A 17,443-nucleotide genomic window follows, 5' to 3' on the forward strand; every position below is an offset into this window, starting at 1 on the left:
CCGATGCGCGTGATTTCCCTTGTCCCCAGTTGGACGGAAACCCTGCTCGCCGCGGACATTGCCGTCGTGGGTCGTACGCGCTTCTGCATCCATCCATCAGCGACGGTCGGAGCAATCCCGGTCGTCGGTGGCACCAAGGACTGGAACTGGGACAAGGTGCTGGCCGTCAATCCGGACCTCATCCTGCTTGATCGGGAAGAGAATGCCTGTTTCATGGCCGAACAGGACGAGGTGCCCTGCCACGTTACCCATGTGTCTTCGCTTGATGACATGACCTTGGCGTTGGAGGGGCTTGCCGACCGCCTCGGCTCTGGAGGGCTCCGGGCCATGGCCGAGCGGAGCAGGGCGCTGCATGGTCTGAGCCGTGACCCCTGGCAGTCCGATCTGCCGCTGCCAGCCTTGATGGACTGGGGACGACGTCCCACGCAGCCGATCCGCAAGATACTCTATCTTATCTGGCGCAAGCCATGGATGGCAGTGAGCAGGCAAAGCTTCATCGGCGACAGTCTGGCGCGGCTCGGCGTCGAGATCGAGGCCTTCGAAGAGAAATACCCGGTCATTGATCTTGCCGCTTTCGATCCGGAAACGACTCTCCTGTTGTGCTCCTCCGAACCTTACCCCTTTCTGGGACGGAAAAGGCAAATGGCGGAGCTGCCCTTTGCCCATGCCTTTGTTGATGGTGAGCGCCTGAGTTGGTACGGCATCAGAAGCCTTGAATTCCTTGAGCAATATCTTCGCCCCTAGGGCGTTTAGGGCGGCTTAACCATAGGAGGCAGAAGCTGGGGGTGGATCTGTGTGGTTAGAAAGTCTACACCCTGAGATTGTATTGTCTTCCCATTGCTTTTGATGGAGACGGCAGATGTTGCGGATAATGTATTTCTCGGTCGGATTGATGGTCGGAATTGCCTGGATGGGACTGGGAGGCACGCCTTACAGACTGAGCCAGAAGGCCATGGAGCCTATCGCAGCTTCGTTTCGCCAAGAGATAGATCTTCACGCACCGGCCACATTGACCGCCGGATACGATCAGCCGAGAAAAATATTTCTAGATGAAGATCTCATAAATACGTCGCTGAATTACACGTGGAATTATATCTCCGACAAGCCTTCCTATGGGGATGCAACATGGATCCACTATGGATCCATCGGCGATGAAGACGAGCAATTTGTCTTGGGATATACATTGCCAAGCCCTCTTGGCGGACGCAAGAATGGCTTGCGCGCCTCTGTGTCCAAGCTGAATGAATTCAAAAACCGAAAAATCAGGCTGTCCTTCTGGGGACCTGACCGCAAGATTTCGACCAGTCTTGGAGACGTGGCTCTGGCGAGCTTTGGCTACAAGCACAGTGGGGTGAGTAAACTCTGCACGGCGTTTCAAAGCCCGGACTATCACAACGGCTTCTTGCTGGAGGGTTTCTATTGTGCTCCCGCGAAAATGGCGCCTCTGGATACAAGGATCGCCTGTCTCATAAACTCTGTAAAAATCTATGACGAGGCCTATTGGTTGGCACCCGACTCTGGTACAGCTGAGCACAAATCCTGTGACCCGGCTCCGGATGAAGGAAACAATGAGGCCAAAGCCGCCGTTTCCTCAAAGGCCGGTCCTGTCGGCAAAAACGGGATCTGACCGGAACCATAAGTCCGGGATGGGCAACACAAACCGGATGGACAAGCTATGATCATCGCAATCGATGGCCCGGCGGCCTCTGGCAAAGGCACCTTGTCGCGCAAACTGGCCGAGCATTTCGCCTTGCCGCATCTTGATACGGGGCTGACCTTTCGTGCCGTGGCCCATGCGCTGCTGACCGCAGCCAAGCCTCTGGATGATGAGGATCTGGCGGAGGCGGCTGCGCAGGCTCTTGATCTGGCGGCTCTCGATCGCTCGGTTCTGTCTGCCCATGCCATCGGAGAGGCTGCCTCGAAGGTCGCCGTGATGCCGCGCGTCCGGCAGGCTCTTCTGGAGGCTCAGCGGGCGTTTGCCAACCGTCCGGGTGGGGCCATTCTGGATGGGCGCGATATCGGCACGGTTGTCTGTCCGGATGCCGACGTCAAGCTGTTCGTGACCGCCAGCGCCGAGATACGTGCCCGGCGCCGAACCGACGAAATCCTCGCCAGGGGGCAGGCTGCAGACTATGCGCAGATTCTGGAAGACGTGAAGAAGCGGGACGAACGGGACCAGACCCGCGCGGTTGCGCCGCTCATTCCGGCTGAAGATGCCCACTTGCTTGATACAACAAAATTGGATATAGAAGGCGCATTCCAGCAAGCTGTTAGGATTGTTGAGGAAACGCAGGAAAAATAAAGGCACGTCAATCGGGGACCCGATTGTGGCCTTTTTGCTATGCAATCAGTCGCAAGCATTCGGTGATTTCTTTTATCTATCAGTCTGTTGCGCTGGGGTGGTGCGCAGGCGGATTTGACTTTCCAGTTGTCCTTCCTGCTGTCTTGCCTCTGCGGGCCCTCTTCGGAGTGCCGTAAAAATTGAGCTCCCTACCGACCGCATACGCGCCGGACCACTCCTTTATACCAAAGGATGGACTTGTCTTTTAATAGACATGGTTGGGACAGGAGCATGGTGAAACACGAACCAATTGGCGCGAAGGGCCCCGAAAACGGGGTTGTTTAGGAGTTTTTATGAGCGATCTTAATCCGTCCATGGAAGATTTTGCCGCCCTTCTTGACGCGTCCTTTAGTGAAACCGAGCCGCATGAAGGCTCAGTCATCAAAGGCACCGTTGTTGGCATCGAAAAAGACATGGCAATCATCGATGTTGGCTTGAAAGTTGAAGGCCGCGTCGCACTGAAGGAGTTTGGTGCGCAGGCAAAAGACGGTGGTCTTGAGATTGGCTCCGAGGTTGAAGTTTACCTCGAGCGTATCGAAAATGCGATGGGCGAAGCTGTTCTGTCTCGTGACAAAGCCCGCCGCGAAGAAAGCTGGGGCAAGCTGGAAAAAGCCTTCGAAGCAGAAGAAAAAGTTAATGGCACCATCTTCAACCAGGTCAAGGGTGGCTTCACCGTGGATCTGGACGGCGCCGTTGCCTTCCTGCCTCGCTCTCAGGTGGATATCCGTCCGGTTCGCGACGTGACCCCTCTGATGCACACCCCACAGCCTTTCCAGATCCTGAAAATGGACAAGCGTCGTGGCAACATCGTTGTTTCCCGCCGCGTCATTCTGGAAGAAACCCGCGCAGAACTGCGCACCGAACTGGTTCAGAACCTCAAGGAAGGCCAGACCGTCGAGGGTGTTGTCAAGAACATCACCGATTACGGCGCATTCGTGGATCTGGGCGGTATCGACGGCCTGCTGCATGTCACCGACATTGCATGGCGTCGTATCAACCATCCGAGCGAAGTGCTGTCCATCGGCCAGACCGTCAAGGTTCAGATCGTTCGCGTCAACCAGGATACCCATCGTATTTCTCTGGGCATGAAGCAGCTTGAAGTTGATCCATGGTCTGAAATCGAACAGCGTTATCCGGTTGGTTCCAAGTTCACCGGTCGCGTGACCAACATCACCGATTACGGCGCATTCCTCGAACTGGAACCGGGCATCGAAGGCCTGATCCACGTTTCCGAAATGTCCTGGACCAAGAAGAACGTCCATCCGGGCAAGATCGTTTCTACCTCTCAGGAAGTAGAAGTGATGATCCTGGAAGTCGATCCTGTAAAACGCCGCGTGTCTCTGGGCCTGAAACAGACCCTCGACAACCCGTGGGCTGTCTTTGCAGAAACCCATCCGGCTGGCACCGTCGTAGAAGGCGAAGTGAAGAACAAGACCGAATTTGGTCTCTTCATCGGTCTGGAAGGCGAAGTCGACGGCATGGTTCACCTCAGCGATCTGGACTGGAACCGTCCTGGCGAACAGGTTCTGGAAGAGTTCAACAAGGGCGACGTTGTCAAGGCTGTCATTCTGGATGTGGATGTCGAGAAGGAACGCATTTCCCTCGGTATCAAGCAGCTTGAATCCGATCCGTTCGAAGACGCTTCTGGCGAACTGAAACGTGGCGCAATCGTATCTTGCGAAATCACCGAAGTGAAAGAGAACGGTCTGGAAGTCAAGGTTGTTGGCTCTGACATGACCTCCTTCATTCGTCGTGCCGACCTGGCCCGTGACCGCGCCGACCAGCGCACCGACCGCTTCCAGGTTGGTGAAACGGTTGACGCCCGCGTTACCCAGTTCGACAAGAAAAACCGCAAGCTCGGCGTATCCATCAAGGCTCTTGAAGTTGCAGAAGAGAAAGAAGCCATTGCACAGTTCGGTTCCTCCGACGCTGGCGCTTCTCTCGGCGACATCCTTGGTGCTGCCCTCAAGGCTCGCGACGACGAATAAGTCGCTATCCAAGCCTTCATGGCATTGGTAAAAATGACGAATGCCGCAGGCGTTTTCTGCCTGCGGCATTTTTGTTTGTCATGTATTTTCAAACTCTTTTTAGAATCCGCACCTATATTGACGTTGCAAATTAAGCCGTCGCGGGCGATAAACCACAGTGGAACAGCGTGAGGGAAGCACCACCATGTCTTTCGATTTGGATCATTTGATAGAGCGTCGCCAGCTCAGGCGCAAACTCTCGGTCTGGCGCATCATCGCTGTTATTGCGCTGTTCATTCTGGTGATCGGGTCTTCCATGTCCCTCATTCTGGATGCCGCAGATCTGACCACCAAGAAAGACCAGATCGCCAAGATCGTCTTTGCTGGCACCATCGTTGGTCAGGAACGCAAACTGAAGCTGATCAAGGATCTGGAGAAGGACGACCACGTCAAGGGTGTGGTCGTCTCGATCAACAGCCCCGGTGGCGCAACGTCGGGCGGTGAAGCGATCTATGATGCGCTCGTGGAACTGCGCAAGAAGAAGCCGGTTGTTGCCAGCATGGATGCCCTGGCTGCATCTGCCGGTTATATGATCGCCCTGCCGGCAGAACGCATTTTTGCCCGTCGCACTTCCATCACCGGGTCGATTGGTGTCCTGTTCCAGTATACCGACGTGTCCAAGCTGATGGGGACGGTCGGTGTCGAGATGAGATCGATCAAGAGTGCGCCGCTCAAGGCCGAGCCAAACCCGTTCTCCGGCAAGAATCCGGAGGCCGAGGCAATGATTGCCAAGATGATTGATGATTCCTATCAATGGTTTGTTGACCTTGTTGCTGAAAATCGACCGTTTGACCGGGCGCGCGCCCTCGAACTGGCCGATGGTCGGGTGGTCACCGGTGGTCAGGCTCTGGAACTGCAGCTGGTCGACGAGCTGGGTGGACCGGAAGAAGCCAAGAACTGGTTGATTAAACAGCATAATCTCGATACAAATCTGAAGCTGGTCGAGTGGAAGCCGGAGCCGATAAGCCAGAGTTTTCCGTTCGGATTTGCCAGCAGGATGATGGCAAGCCTGTTGCCTCAACCAATTATTGACCTGTTTGCCCAACGAAATGATGCGGTTCAACTTGACGGACTGGTCTCAGTTTGGCAGGCTCAAAAAAACGAACAATAAGAGCATTTTACGCATTTTATTTGGTCGGGATCTGCTCAATAATGAATTCGAATCTGTAAGGGTAGCAATGAAGGGGAGCGGACGATGATCAAGTCCGAATTGGTACAACACATCGCAGAACAAAACCCGCATCTCTATCAGAGAGATGTCGAACATATTGTCAACGCCATTCTTGATGAGATTTCCGACGCCCTGGCGCGCGGTGATCGGGTCGAGTTGCGCGGCTTCGGGGCCTTCTCGGTCAAGAACCGTCCGGCTCGCGTCGGGCGCAACCCGAGAACGGGCGAAAAGGTTCCTGTGGCAGAGAAATATGTTCCTTTCTTCAAAACCGGCAAGGAAATGCGCGAGCGTCTCAACGACGGGGACGATAGCGAATAGACCTGCCGATCAAGACTGGATATCTTTCGATTATGAAAATAATCAAACGCTTTCTGCAGCTGATCGTTCTGGTGCCATTTGGCATCGTGATGATCTCGTTGGCCGTTGCCAACCGTCATGACGTCAAGCTTGCTCTGGATCCGTTTTCGCCGGAACAGCCGGTTCTGGATTTCACCCTGCCGCTGTATATGGTGATCTTCGGCGCGCTGCTTGTCGGTGTTTTCATTGGTGGATTCATGGCTTGGCTGAAGCAGGGCCGTCATCGCAAGGCTGCCCGTGAGAAACGATATGAAGCGCAGAGATGGCGTAACGAAGCGGATCGCCAGCAGAAGCGCCTTGAAAAGCTGGCAGCCGACCCGAAGAGCGATGTTCCGGCATTGCCTGCGTCCGGCCCGACGGCCATCACCAAGGTGGCGATGTAGGGATTGGCCGTTGCGCCGCCCAGTGCGTAAGCTGAAGTCTGGGCGGAGCGCGGAAGTAAGCGTAAGCTGTTCGATCTGACACAGAAGTGATGCCAGCCCTGCGGCTGGCATTTCTGTTTGCCAGTCTGTTTGTGCGGCAAGTCGTGCAATATCCTGTCCGCACCCGGACCAGTCAGAACGGGTCGAAAGGGCTTGCTTCCATCGGGTGTAGGCTTTCGCATAAAGGGGCGACTAGACAAAGCCATTGCAACAAGAGGGTTCCCAATGTATGTAAAGATCTGTGGCCTGTCGACGCCAGAAACGATTGCGACGGGCCTGCAATGTGGTGCCAACTGGATTGGATTTGTATTCTTTCCGAAAAGCCCGAGGCATGTGGATTATGGGAAAGCGAAGGAACTGGTGGGTCCGGTACGCGGCAAAGCGTCCATAGTTGCCCTCACTGTCAATGCGAGTGACGATGAGCTTGAGGCCATCGACCGGTCGATCAATCCCGATATCTGGCAATTGCACGGCACGGAAACGCCCGAGCGCGTTTCCCAGATCAAGGCGCTCTTCAACCGCCCCGTCATGAAAGCCCTGTCCATCCGGGATGAAGCGGATCTTGCCCCCATACCTGCCTATGAGGCTGTGAGCGATATCCTGCTGTTCGACGCCAAACCGCCACGGGACATGAACACTGAACTGCCTGGCGGCAATGGCATCACCTTCGACTGGCGCCTCATACAGAATCTCAAGCTCAAGAAGCCATTCGTCCTGTCAGGCGGGCTCAATCCGGCCAATGTTGCCGAAGCCATTCGCCTGACACGCCCGCAGGGAGTTGATGTCTCCTCGGGCATAGAGAGTGCGCCGGGGGTCAAGGACCGGCAGAAGATTATTGATTTCGTCCATGCCGCCAAGTCGGCTGCCGAACAACTCTAAGAGCCGCTCTGAGAGCCGCTCCAAGGGCGGCAGTCGGGCGTGGACAGCTTTTGAACGAGGAAGCATACATGACTGACCCGACTTCATTGCCCAACAGCGTCAGCCAGGGGCCTGATGACCGTGGCTTTTTCGGCATCTATGGCGGGCGTTTCGTCTCGGAAACCCTGATGCCGCTCATTCTGGATCTGGATGCCGCCTATCGCCAAGCCAAGGAAGATCCTGCGTTTCACGCCGAGCTGGCAGACCTGCACAAGAATTATGTCGGTCGCCAGAGCCCGCTCTATTTCGCCGAGCGCCTGACCGAGCATCTGGGCGGCGCGAAGATCTATCTCAAGCGCGAAGAGCTGAACCACACCGGCAGCCACAAGATCAACAACTGCCTTGGCCAGATCCTGCTTGCCAAACGCATGGGCAAGACCCGCATCATCGCCGAGACCGGTGCCGGTCAGCATGGGGTGGCAACGGCCACCGTCTGCGCCCGCTTCGGTTTCCCCTGTGAGGTCTACATGGGTGCAACCGACGTCGAGCGTCAGGCGCCGAACGTCTTCCGTATGAACCTTCTGGGCGGCGTCGTCCATCCGGTCACTGCCGGGGCTGGCACCCTGAAGGACGCCATGAACGAGGCCCTGCGCGACTGGGTGACCAATGTCGAGGATACTTATTACATTATCGGCACGGCAGCAGGTCCGCATCCCTATCCAATGATGGTGCGTGATTTCCAGTCGATCATCGGTCAGGAAGTCAAGGAGCAGATCATGGCCGCCGAAGGGCGTCTGCCGGATATGCTCTGCGCCTGCCTTGGTGGTGGCTCGAACGCCATTGGCCTGTTCCATCCGTTCCTTGAGGACAAGGACGTGCAGATCGTTGGCGTCGAAGCGGCTGGCTATGGCCTTGATACCGACAAGCATTGCGCCTCGCTCAACGCTGGCAAGCCGGGTGTACTGCATGGCAACCGAACCTACCTGCTACAGGATCCGGACGGCCAGATCCTCGAAGGGCATTCCATTTCCGCCGGGCTCGACTATCCGGGCATCGGGCCGGAGCATTCCTACCTGCGCGACACCGGGCGGGTTGAGTATGTTTCGGCAACCGACACCGAGGCGCTCGAAGCCTTCCAGCTGCTCTGCCTGACCGAGGGCATCATCCCGGCGCTCGAGAGCTCTCACGCCATCGCCGAAGTCATCAAACGGGCTCCGACCATGGACAAGGACCAGATCATCGTCGTCAACCTTTCCGGCCGCGGCGACAAGGACGTCAACACCGTGAGCAAGTTTCTCGGCAAGGGATCCCTTGCGGAATAAGGGGCAGGAGCAAGACAATGGAAAAGACACGCATTGATACCCGCTTTGCTGCCTGCAAAGCCGAAAACCGCGCCGCCCTTGTTGGTTTCATAACGGCGGGCGACCCGGATCTCGACACCTCGCTCGAAATCTTCAAGGCGTTGCCGAAGGCTGGCGTCGACGTCATCGAACTGGGCATGCCCTTCTCTGATCCGATGGCCGAAGGGGTACCTATCCAGCTAGCCACGCAGCGGGCGTTGGCCGGTGGTCACACCATGGCAAAGACCTTCGACATGGTGCGCGCCTTCCGCAAGGAAGACAATGAGACCCCGATCATCCTGATGGGCTATTACAACCCGATCTATATCCGCGATCCGAAAGTCTTCGTGAAAGACGCCAGGGAAGCGGGCGTTGATGGCCTGATTGTTGTTGATGTGCCTCCTGAGCATGATGATGAATTGTGCCTGCCCGCCCGCGATGCCGGCGTCAATTTCATCCGTCTGGCAACGCCGACGACTGATGAAAAGCGTCTGCCCAAGGTGTTGGCCAATACCTCCGGTTTTGTCTACTACGTCTCGGTCACCGGCATCACCGGCACCGGTGCGCTCGATGCTGACAAGGTGGCCATCGCCGTCAAACGCATCAAGGAACATACGGAATTGCCGGTTGCTGTTGGCTTTGGCGTCAAGACGCCGGAGCAGGCCGAAGCTGTTGGCCGCAATGCTGATGGTGTCGTGGTCGGGTCCGTGCTGGTCAATGCCATCAGGGACAGTCTTGATGGTGAGGGCAAGGCGACGGAAAAGACGGTTGCTGCGGTCACTGACATCGTCAAGGGTTTGGCTGAGGGGTGCAAACGCGCCAAGGCCTGATCCAGCGATGGTCAATTGGCAGTCATATGAAAAGCCCCGGCTCTGACCGGGGCTTTTCTCTGTCAGCGGCTCTCCGGCTGACGCCTGCGCTGTGCCACTGTTAAGGGTGAGGCGAAAAAAAGCTGTGCGTGGTAAAATAGGGCGTGTCCTGACCACAATTGAGTGTTACTGCTGAAACTCCGATGAATCCGTGCCAGAGCTTCTGCGGGTAGGGCTTTTGCTGGTAGGCGAGGCAATCGTCTGCCAGGCGCGACGGTTCAGCGGATGGGTGGCGAGGCCTAGACAAATATCGGACCTTGCGACCATCAGATTGCATCCCTTGTCGCAATGCGATAAGACAGGGTTGCAAATGTGGGGTCCTCCCCGTCAAGACTGTTTCAAGGCTCAAGTCAGGAATTGGTTCGTGAACTGGATTAACACTGTCGTTCGACCAAAAATTCGTTCGTTTTTGAATCGCCGGGATGTCCCGGAAAATCTCTGGATCAAGGATCCGGTCACCGGTGAAATGGTGTTCCATCGTGATCTGGAAAACAATCAGTATGTCGTTCCCAATTCCAACTTCCACATGCGGATCAACGCGGCCCAGCGGTTCCAGTATCTGTTCGACGGTGCTGACTACACGCTTCTGGAAGCCCCGGAGGTCGTTGATGACCCGCTCAAGTTTCGCGATATCAAGCGCTATTCGGAACGCCTGAAAGAGGCGCGCTCCAAGACAGGCTACAAGGACGCCGTGCAGGTGGCACAGGGCGATGTTGAAGGCCTGTTCTTGACCGCAGCCGTCCAGGACCCGAATTTCATGATCGGCACCCTTGGCATGGCTGCTGGTGAAGCGCTGATCAAGGGCATGATGAAGGCCGTGGAAGACAAGACGCCTTTCATTCTGTTTTCCGCTTCTGGCGGCGCCCGCATGCAGGAGAGCATCCTGTCACTGATGCAGATGCCACGCGTGACCATCGCCGTACAGGCGCTGCGCGAAGCAGGCCTTCCCTATATCGTCGTTCTGACCGACCCGACCACGGGGGGCGTGACCGCCTCCTATGCGATGCTGGGTGATATCCACATTGCCGAGCCGGGGGCTCTCATCGGCTTTGCCGGGCAGCGCGTGATCGAGCAGACCATTCGCGAAAAGCTGCCGGATGGATTCCAGCGCGCCGAATATCTCAAGGATCACGGCATGGTGGACATGGTTGTTCATCGCCACGACCTCAAGAAGGTCATTGCACGCCTTTGCCGCTTCTTTACCAATACCGATGTGCCCGAGGACCTCGCTGAAGAGCGGACATCGGATCAGGTTGCCATCGAAAAGGCCATGGCCGAACTGCCTGCCAAGGCCGCCGCTGCCGAAGGCGAGAAGAGCGCCGGTGCAGCCAAGGCCGAGGGTCGCGAAGCTGCTCCTGCTGGCAAGAAAGAGAAATCAGGCGACGCCGACAAGAAGGCCGAATGACGCCAGCACCATGGCGCCTCATGAAGCCGCTTTCCGGTGACCCTTATCGCGGCTGTGCTGGCTGTTCCATCGGCTGGCAGCCCAATCGAGATCAAGCAACGGAACATCCTGCGTTTTCAAAACTCAGGATGTTCTTGATTCTGGGCCTCAGGGCTCAATGGGCCCCTAAAGGGCCTGACAAAAATGGCCAGTGACTCTGAGCAGGGCAGGGGAGCCCTCCCGATACCCCCTGTGCTCGCTGGGCTGACCGGTGCGACCTGAACAGTGACAAAGACGATGACCGAAGAAACTGAAGCCATTCTGGAGCGCCTTGTTGGTCTCCATCCCAAGAGTATTGATCTGGAGCTGGGCCGCATTGAGCGGTTGCTGGCCAAGCTTGGCAATCCGCAGCTGTCGCTGCCGCCGACGATCCATATTGCCGGAACCAATGGCAAAGGCTCCACATCCGCTTTTCTGCGCGCCATCGCCGAAGCGGCTGGCAAGACGGTTCACGTCTATACCTCGCCGCATCTGGTGCGATTCTGCGAGCGCATCCGTCTGGCTGGCACCCTTGTCAGCGAAGCGACGCTGCTTGATGCCTTGCGCCGTTGCGAGATTGCCAATGACGGCGAGCCCATCACCTTCTTTGAAATCACCACCACCGCGGCCTTCCTGCTATTCTCGGAACACCCGGCCGATCTGTTGATCCTTGAGGTTGGTCTTGGCGGGCGGTTCGATGCGACCAATGTCATCGTGGATCCGCTGGCAACCGTCATCACCCCCATCGCTCATGATCATGAAGGCTTCTTCGGCTCAAAGATTTCCCGCATCGCCTGGGAGAAAGCCGGGATCATGAAAAAGGGCATTCCTGCCATATGGGCGCAACAGGAAGAAGAAGTGCGTGCAGTGCTGGAAGAGGAAGCGACCAAGGTTGGCGCAGGCCCTCTTGCCATCGGCGGGCAGGACTGGATGAGCTATGAAGAACACGGCCGTCTGCTCTTTCAGGGCGAAAGTGGCCTGATGGATCTGCCTTTGCCCCGCCTTGGCGGGCGGCACCAGCTTGCTAATGCTGGCGTGGCCATTGCGACCACAAGGCAAGTCATGCCCGAAATTACCGATGAACAGATCGCCAAAGGGCTGACGTCTGTTGACTGGCCTGCACGCCTGCAGCGCTTGACATCGGGAGCCCTGTTGCAGCAACTGCCCAAGGATGTCGAGCTGTGGCTCGATGGCGGTCACAACCCTCATGCCGGGCTGGCTGTTGCGTCGGCCTTTGCTGATCTGGAAGAAAAGGCACCGCGCCCGCTGCATATGATTGTCGGCATGCTGAATACCAAAGATCCGGCAGGCTACTTTGCGCCCTTCAAGGGGTTGGCCAAGGACATCATCACTGTGCCGATCGTCGGCAATGACGCCGGTCGCGACCCGGTTGAGCTTGCCCAGATCGCCCAGCAGGCAGGGATCCCGGCTTCCGCTGCCGGTTCGGTGGACGAGGCGCTCAAGCGTCTGACGCTGATGAATTTGAAACCGGCTCCCCGAATCCTGATCGCAGGCTCCCTCTATCTGGCTGGCAACATCCTGCGTGACAACGGCACCCCGCCGCAATGACTGCATGAGTCACACGGCTCCTGCAAACCCAATCCTCCGTCCTGCGCTTCAATAGCAAGAGGCACCATGGCTGCGGCAAGCTGTTGCCGGGCAACAGCGAGCCATGTCTTTGCGGGAGGGCTGCACGCTTTGGTGCCGGAAAAGCGGTTTTGCACGTCAAGAACAAATAAAATTATATCGATGCAAATGCCTGATTTGCATTTTTGAGCCTGTGAATTGTCCGGATTGAGGGGTGCTGCAAAGCCGTTTTACCCTCTTTTGCGAAGCATTTGCACCGGACCAGAGGCGTACGGCATCCCAAATTGGTTGGCGGTGGAAAATACATAATCCATTGGTCGTAAGACGGAGAAATTTTAAGATATTGAAAAATAACAGTAAAATTCTTTATCTGGAAGGAACATGCGATTTATGCATGGCTAAAATTGCAGTTCCTATGGATTTGCATGATCAACAAGACAGCTATGCAAACTTGGGGGGTGTAAAATTTTGAGCCATGATCTATATACATATTCATGAAAGCGATGAGGAACTTTAAAACGAAATACTCCGAAGCGCTTTCAAAAGCAGTAGAAACCAAACAAGCCACATAGCAACAAAGGATGACGACAATGATCAATACCGTTGTGAAGAACTACCGTCAGTGGCGCAACTACCGCGACACCGTTGAAGAACTGAACCGTTTGAGCAACCGCGATCTCAGCGATCTGGGTATCTCGCGTTCGGACATCAGCGAAATTGCGCGCGAAGCTGCTATCACTAAGTAAAAAAGTCTTTCGCTGACAACATGTCTTAGCGAAAGCCCCAGTTTCATAGAATTCAGGCTTTTCCTCCTCCCAAAGCCTGATACGATCCAAAACTACCTCCTCCCAGTTTTGGATCCTCCAACGAAGCCCACCGGACCTCCTCCCCCGGTGGGCTTTCGTTTGTCTGGGCCTTGCCTTTGTGGTCGAAACGGCTCCTCTCTTCCCGCATTTTGCATGACACTCTGTTTCAAATACGAAAAACCCGGCCAATTGATATTGACCGGGTCGGGAATTCTTGTCGTATGCGGGCGAAATCAGGCGCCGGTTTCGATCCAGCGAACCAGGTCGTTCTTCGGAGCAGCGCCCACTTTCATCGCAACCGCTTCTCCGCCCTTGAAGAGCAGCAGGGTCGGGATGGACCGCACGCCAAACTGGGCTGCGGTGTTCGGGTTCTCGTCAACATTCACCTTGACGATCTTGACGCTGTCTTCCTTTTCCTTGGAGATTTCATCCAGGATCGGAGCGATCATCTTGCATGGGCCACACCATTCTGCCCAGAAATCGACAACAACAGGAACATCGCCCTGAACTTCCTGAGTGAAGGTTGCGTCGGTTGCATTTACGATAGCCATCTTGTGCCTCTTTCCAATGCGCCCCACCGAACTCCACAAGCGAACGGATCCGGGCTGGTTTCTATCAATATTCATTGATATTTGAATATTGGGCTGTTGTTCTGAAGGTAGGTATTCGCCTTTCCTTCGTCAAGGAGCAATAGGTCGATTGACGCCAATCTCATCGAGAGCAGATTGCCGCAAGCCTTTGGAAACCTGCATTATGCTTGGCTCGGCAGTCCACAGCAACAGGGTTTCGACAGTCTTGCCCGGATAAAGTGGCTCCAACAGCCGGGCATAAAGCGCCATCTGGCTGCGATAGGCCAGGGGAATCGCCTCGGGCGACGGCGGTACGGAGCGATTCGTCTTGTAATCGACGATGATCACCCTGTCCTCAAGCACGACCAGCCGGTCGATCTGGCCGGAAACCGTGTGGTCCTCCCCAGCAACGGTTACAACACCGGCGATGGCCACTTCAGCAAGGCTGTCCGGGCTGAACAGATCAGCGAAATCCGGGTTGGACAAGAGCTGTAAAACCTCATCCAGAACGGCAATGCGCGCTGTCTCCGGCATGTCTTTGGCAACATGGGAAAGATACGAGAGACCCGCTATTTTTCGTTCATTTTCAGCAACTTGAGGAAGGTTCTCGATGAGGGCGTGAATGATCGTGCCCCGTCTACGCGGTTCCCAGTCATACACGGGGCTGTGGCTGCTGCCACTGGCCACAAGCTGCGGACCACCGCGTTCGGCCTCGATCTTTTCTGCTGCCTTCGAAGGCTGCAACAGGGCCGTCGGGCGTGGTGGTTCACTCGCCTTGCGGAACAGCCAGTCGGGCAGCACTTCGCCGTCAGTGGCGCTGGAAGCCGGAGTCGTCTCAGTGGCCTCCCGGTCGCGGAAATTGCCTGCAAGGTGCCAGCGATAGATGGGGTCGCCGGTGACCGGGTGCGGCACTTCCTGCAAGTCTTCCGACAGTGCCCGGCGGGTGACCTCATACCAGCAGTTCTCGGCCGGTGCCCGTACTCCGGTGTAGCCGGTAAGGTAAAGCCGGTCTTCGGCGCGGGTCATGCCGACATAGAGCAGCCGCAAATACTCCTCTTCTGCTTCCGCATCAAGGCGCGACAGCGCGGCGGCAACAGGCGCTGGCTGGTTGGCGGAAGAAGCCTTCCAGACCTTCAGATTCGGACTGCCATCGGGGGTCTCAAGGTCCACAAGATGCGGGTGATGTCTGGCATTGGCCGGTTTGCCAGTGCCGTCTACCAGAAAGACAATCGGTGCCTCAAGGCCCTTCGAGCCATGCACCGTCATCACGCGGATCTGGCCTTCGGCAGCGCCCATGTCACGCTTGATCTCCGCACCGCCCTGACGCATGGCTGCAAGGAATGACTGCAGGTTTGGCGTCTGCTTTTTCTCGAAATCGAGAGCACGGGACAGCAACTCGTCAATGACCTCGTCGGCCTCCGGCCCGAGGCGTTCGATGAAGGCCCGGCGCTTGCCTTCGGGGCCAAGAATCTGGGCAAAGAAATCAAATGGTGGCTGGAAGTCGATCTGCCCCTGCCAGCGGCTGAGCTGGGCAAATATCGCGGCGAAATCCTCATCACCCACAGCCCCCGCATCGGCGCGTTTTCGCAAGATATCCCAGAGGCTTACCGAGCGTCCACCCGCCTCATGGGCGAGGTCATACAGGCGCTCGTCCGACAGCCCGAACAGCGGGCTGCGCAGCACCGCAGCCAGCGACAGATCATCCTCAGGCAACAGCATGATGTCGCCCAGCGCCAACAGATCCATCACCGCGATATGGTCGAGCAGCGCCAGCCGGTCGGCACCTGCCACCGGCAGTCCGGCCTCCTTCAGCGCCCGGTTGACGGCGTTGACGAACGCCCCGCGCTTGCGCACCAGAACGAGCACGTCCCCTGCAGTTATCTTGCGCCCGTTGCCTTCCAGATGCTGACCGGTATCGAGCCAATGGCGTATGGTTCGAGCGATGTCCTTTGCCAACCGCACCTGCGGGTCGGCGTCGCCCTGTGCATCCAGCGGCTTGGCCCAGTCCTCGTCCATGGTTGGTTCGGTGCGCTCATAAAGTGGCCAGACCTCGACAAGGCCGGGATCGCGCCCGCGGATCGGTTCATGGTCGGTTTTCTGCTTGTCCGAAGACAGCGCCTCATAGGTGGCTGCCGACGAGAAGACCTGATCGACCGATTTGAGCACATGTGGCGTCGAGCGGAAGGACAGCCGCAGCTTGATATCATGGAAGGGCTTTCCCGCGCGTTCGGCCTGACGACCGAAGTGCCGGCGCATGTCGGCGAACCATTTTGGCTTGGCACCCTGAAAGGAATAGATTGACTGCTTTTCGTCGCCAACGGCAAAAATCGTGCGATTGACGTCCCTTGCACTGTCGCCAGAGAAAAATTCTTCTCCGAGCTGCTGGATGATTTCCCACTGATGGGGGTTGGTGTCCTGCGCCTCATCAACCAGAATATGGTCGATGCCCTGATCCAGCTTATAATGCACCCAGGCCGCAGCCCGCACCGGGCGCAGCAGTTGGGCCGCCTTGAGGATCAGATCTTCGAAATCCATCAGCCCGCGGGCCGCCTTGGCCCGTTCGTAATAGCCGATCACCCCTTCGGCCAGCGTGAAGAGCGCCCGGCTGACTTCCAAAGTCACAAGAGCGTTGCGCTTGTCAAACAGCGCGTCGAGCCGTGTCTGCTCCCGCTCGATGGCACCCTCAAGGCCGAGGTCGCCTTCGATCGTCTTTTTCGAGGCCATGTAGGACAGGGCCTTGGCCTTGCCGTCCTTCTTGCGGAACAGCTCAAGCCAGAGGCTGATCTGCTCGCCAAGTGGTGGGTGGGCAAGAAGCGCGCGCATCAGCCCGGCCTGCGCCTGGTCCCGCTTGCCGCCGGTTTCAAACAGGGGTGCCAGCGCGCTGAGATAGCCTGCGGCAAAGTCCGGCCCGAACGGAATGGCAGCATCAAGCGAAGCCAGAGAGTCGCGCGCCTCAAGCCCGAGTGCCGCCGCCAGACTGGCTACCGCCGCCTCAAGGCCCGTGGAACCGGCTCCGGGGTCGGAGATTTCAGCACCTTCCATGAAACGGCCAAAGCCTTCGCGGTCACGCACCACCGAGATGAGCGCGCCCTGAATATCCATGTCGCCCATGTGATTGATCAGCAGGCCGAGTGCCGCCGTCCATTGGGGCCGGATTTCGAGGCGGGCGGCCCGCATCACATGGGCGAGCGATGCATCCAGCAGCTCTGAGGCCAGCTGGTCATCGAGAATCTCGAAATGGGCCGGAACATTGGCCTCGAGCGGGAACTGATGCAAAAGCCGTTCGGCGAAGGCATGGATGGTCTGGATCTTCAGCCCGCCCGGCGTTTCCAGCGCCCGCGCAAACAGGCGACGCGCCCGCTGCAACTGCGGATCGCTGGGCCGCTTGCCGTCAAGGCTGGTCAGCTCCTGCCGCAGCGCATCGTCTGAGAGTTCGGTCCAGCCGCTGAGCTGGCGAAACACACGGTTCGACATCTCCGCCGCAGCCGCCTTGGTGAAGGTGAGGCAGAGGATCTTGGAGGGTTCGGTGCCTGCCAGCAACAGCCGGATGACGCGGCGAGCCAGCACGAAGGTCTTGCCCGACCCGGCATTGGCACTCACCCAGGCCGAGTTTTCCGGATCCGATGCGCGGGACTGGGCTTCCTGTGTCTCGAGAGGAATCTGCATGGCCATG

General features: G+C 57.2%; 15 protein-coding genes. 13 read left to right on the top strand and 2 right to left on the bottom strand.

Annotated elements, in window-relative coordinates; translation table 11 throughout:
• Window positions 1–3: 3 nt before the first annotated feature.
• The 13 genes from DSL70_RS16980 to DSL70_RS17040 all read left to right on the top strand — a co-directional run bounded on the left by DSL70_RS16980 (window position 4) and on the right by DSL70_RS17040 (window position 13,141).
• Window positions 4–744: a helical backbone metal receptor gene (locus DSL70_RS16980; protein WP_119309139.1), complete on the top strand. Its 741-nt coding sequence runs from the start codon at window positions 4–6 to the stop codon at window positions 742–744.
• 115 nt (window positions 745–859) lie between these two features.
• Window positions 860–1,627 carry a hypothetical protein gene (locus DSL70_RS16985; RefSeq protein ID WP_119309140.1) on the top strand — a complete coding sequence of 256 codons (768 nt, stop codon included), beginning with the start codon at window positions 860–862 and terminating at the stop codon, window positions 1,625–1,627.
• 48 nt (window positions 1,628–1,675) lie between these two features.
• Complete coding sequence (cmk, locus tag DSL70_RS16990) at window positions 1,676–2,302, top strand: (d)CMP kinase (RefSeq protein ID WP_119309141.1); 627 nt, start codon at window positions 1,676–1,678, stop codon at window positions 2,300–2,302.
• A 332-nt stretch (window positions 2,303–2,634) separates the two neighbouring features.
• Complete coding sequence (rpsA, locus tag DSL70_RS16995; protein WP_119309142.1) at window positions 2,635–4,329, top strand: 30S ribosomal protein S1; 1,695 nt, start codon at window positions 2,635–2,637, stop codon at window positions 4,327–4,329.
• Window positions 4,330–4,513: 184 nt separating this feature from the next.
• Complete coding sequence (gene sppA, locus DSL70_RS17000; RefSeq protein WP_119309198.1) at window positions 4,514–5,479, top strand: signal peptide peptidase SppA; 966 nt, start codon at window positions 4,514–4,516, stop codon at window positions 5,477–5,479.
• 84 nt (window positions 5,480–5,563) lie between these two features.
• The gene (locus DSL70_RS17005; protein WP_119309143.1) at window positions 5,564–5,857 is read left to right on the top strand and encodes an integration host factor subunit beta; all 294 of its coding nucleotides are present in this window, start codon (window positions 5,564–5,566) and stop codon (window positions 5,855–5,857) included.
• 32 nt (window positions 5,858–5,889) lie between these two features.
• The gene (locus DSL70_RS17010) at window positions 5,890–6,279 is read left to right on the top strand and encodes a LapA family protein (protein WP_119309144.1); all 390 of its coding nucleotides are present in this window, start codon (window positions 5,890–5,892) and stop codon (window positions 6,277–6,279) included.
• Window positions 6,280–6,543: 264 nt separating this feature from the next.
• On the top strand, window positions 6,544–7,197 hold the full coding sequence (locus DSL70_RS17015) for a phosphoribosylanthranilate isomerase (RefSeq protein WP_119309145.1): 654 nt from the start codon (window positions 6,544–6,546) through the stop codon (window positions 7,195–7,197).
• Between the two features lie 68 nt (window positions 7,198–7,265).
• On the top strand, window positions 7,266–8,498 hold the full coding sequence (trpB, locus tag DSL70_RS17020) for a tryptophan synthase subunit beta (protein WP_119309146.1): 1,233 nt from the start codon (window positions 7,266–7,268) through the stop codon (window positions 8,496–8,498).
• Window positions 8,499–8,515: 17 nt separating this feature from the next.
• A complete protein-coding gene (trpA, locus tag DSL70_RS17025) occupies window positions 8,516–9,346 on the top strand; it encodes a tryptophan synthase subunit alpha (protein ID WP_119309147.1) in 831 nt (276 codons plus the stop codon).
• A gap of 403 nt (window positions 9,347–9,749) precedes the next feature.
• The gene (gene accD, locus DSL70_RS17030; protein ID WP_119309148.1) at window positions 9,750–10,790 is read left to right on the top strand and encodes an acetyl-CoA carboxylase, carboxyltransferase subunit beta; all 1,041 of its coding nucleotides are present in this window, start codon (window positions 9,750–9,752) and stop codon (window positions 10,788–10,790) included.
• Between the two features lie 276 nt (window positions 10,791–11,066).
• Window positions 11,067–12,377, top strand: coding sequence for a bifunctional folylpolyglutamate synthase/dihydrofolate synthase (locus tag DSL70_RS17035; RefSeq protein ID WP_119309149.1), 1,311 nt, complete (start codon window positions 11,067–11,069; stop codon window positions 12,375–12,377).
• Window positions 12,378–12,985: 608 nt separating this feature from the next.
• Entirely contained in the window at window positions 12,986–13,141 is a 156-nt protein-coding gene (locus DSL70_RS17040; RefSeq protein ID WP_119309150.1) for a DUF1127 domain-containing protein, read from the top strand.
• A gap of 293 nt (window positions 13,142–13,434) precedes the next feature.
• On the opposite strand, the gene trxA is transcribed toward DSL70_RS17040, so the two are convergent.
• Window positions 13,435–13,752 (bottom strand): thioredoxin, encoded by a 318-nt coding sequence (gene trxA / locus DSL70_RS17045; RefSeq protein ID WP_119309151.1) that lies wholly within the window; start codon window positions 13,750–13,752, stop codon window positions 13,435–13,437.
• 129 nt (window positions 13,753–13,881) lie between these two features.
• The gene (addA, locus tag DSL70_RS17050) at window positions 13,882–17,442 is read right to left on the bottom strand and encodes a double-strand break repair helicase AddA (RefSeq protein ID WP_162916828.1); all 3,561 of its coding nucleotides are present in this window, start codon (window positions 17,440–17,442) and stop codon (window positions 13,882–13,884) included.
• Between the last annotated feature and the right edge of the window lies 1 nt (window position 17,443).

It is taken from the genome of Cohaesibacter haloalkalitolerans, from assembly GCF_003574655.1.
Taxonomy (GTDB): Bacteria; Pseudomonadota; Alphaproteobacteria; order Rhizobiales; family Cohaesibacteraceae; genus Cohaesibacter; species Cohaesibacter haloalkalitolerans.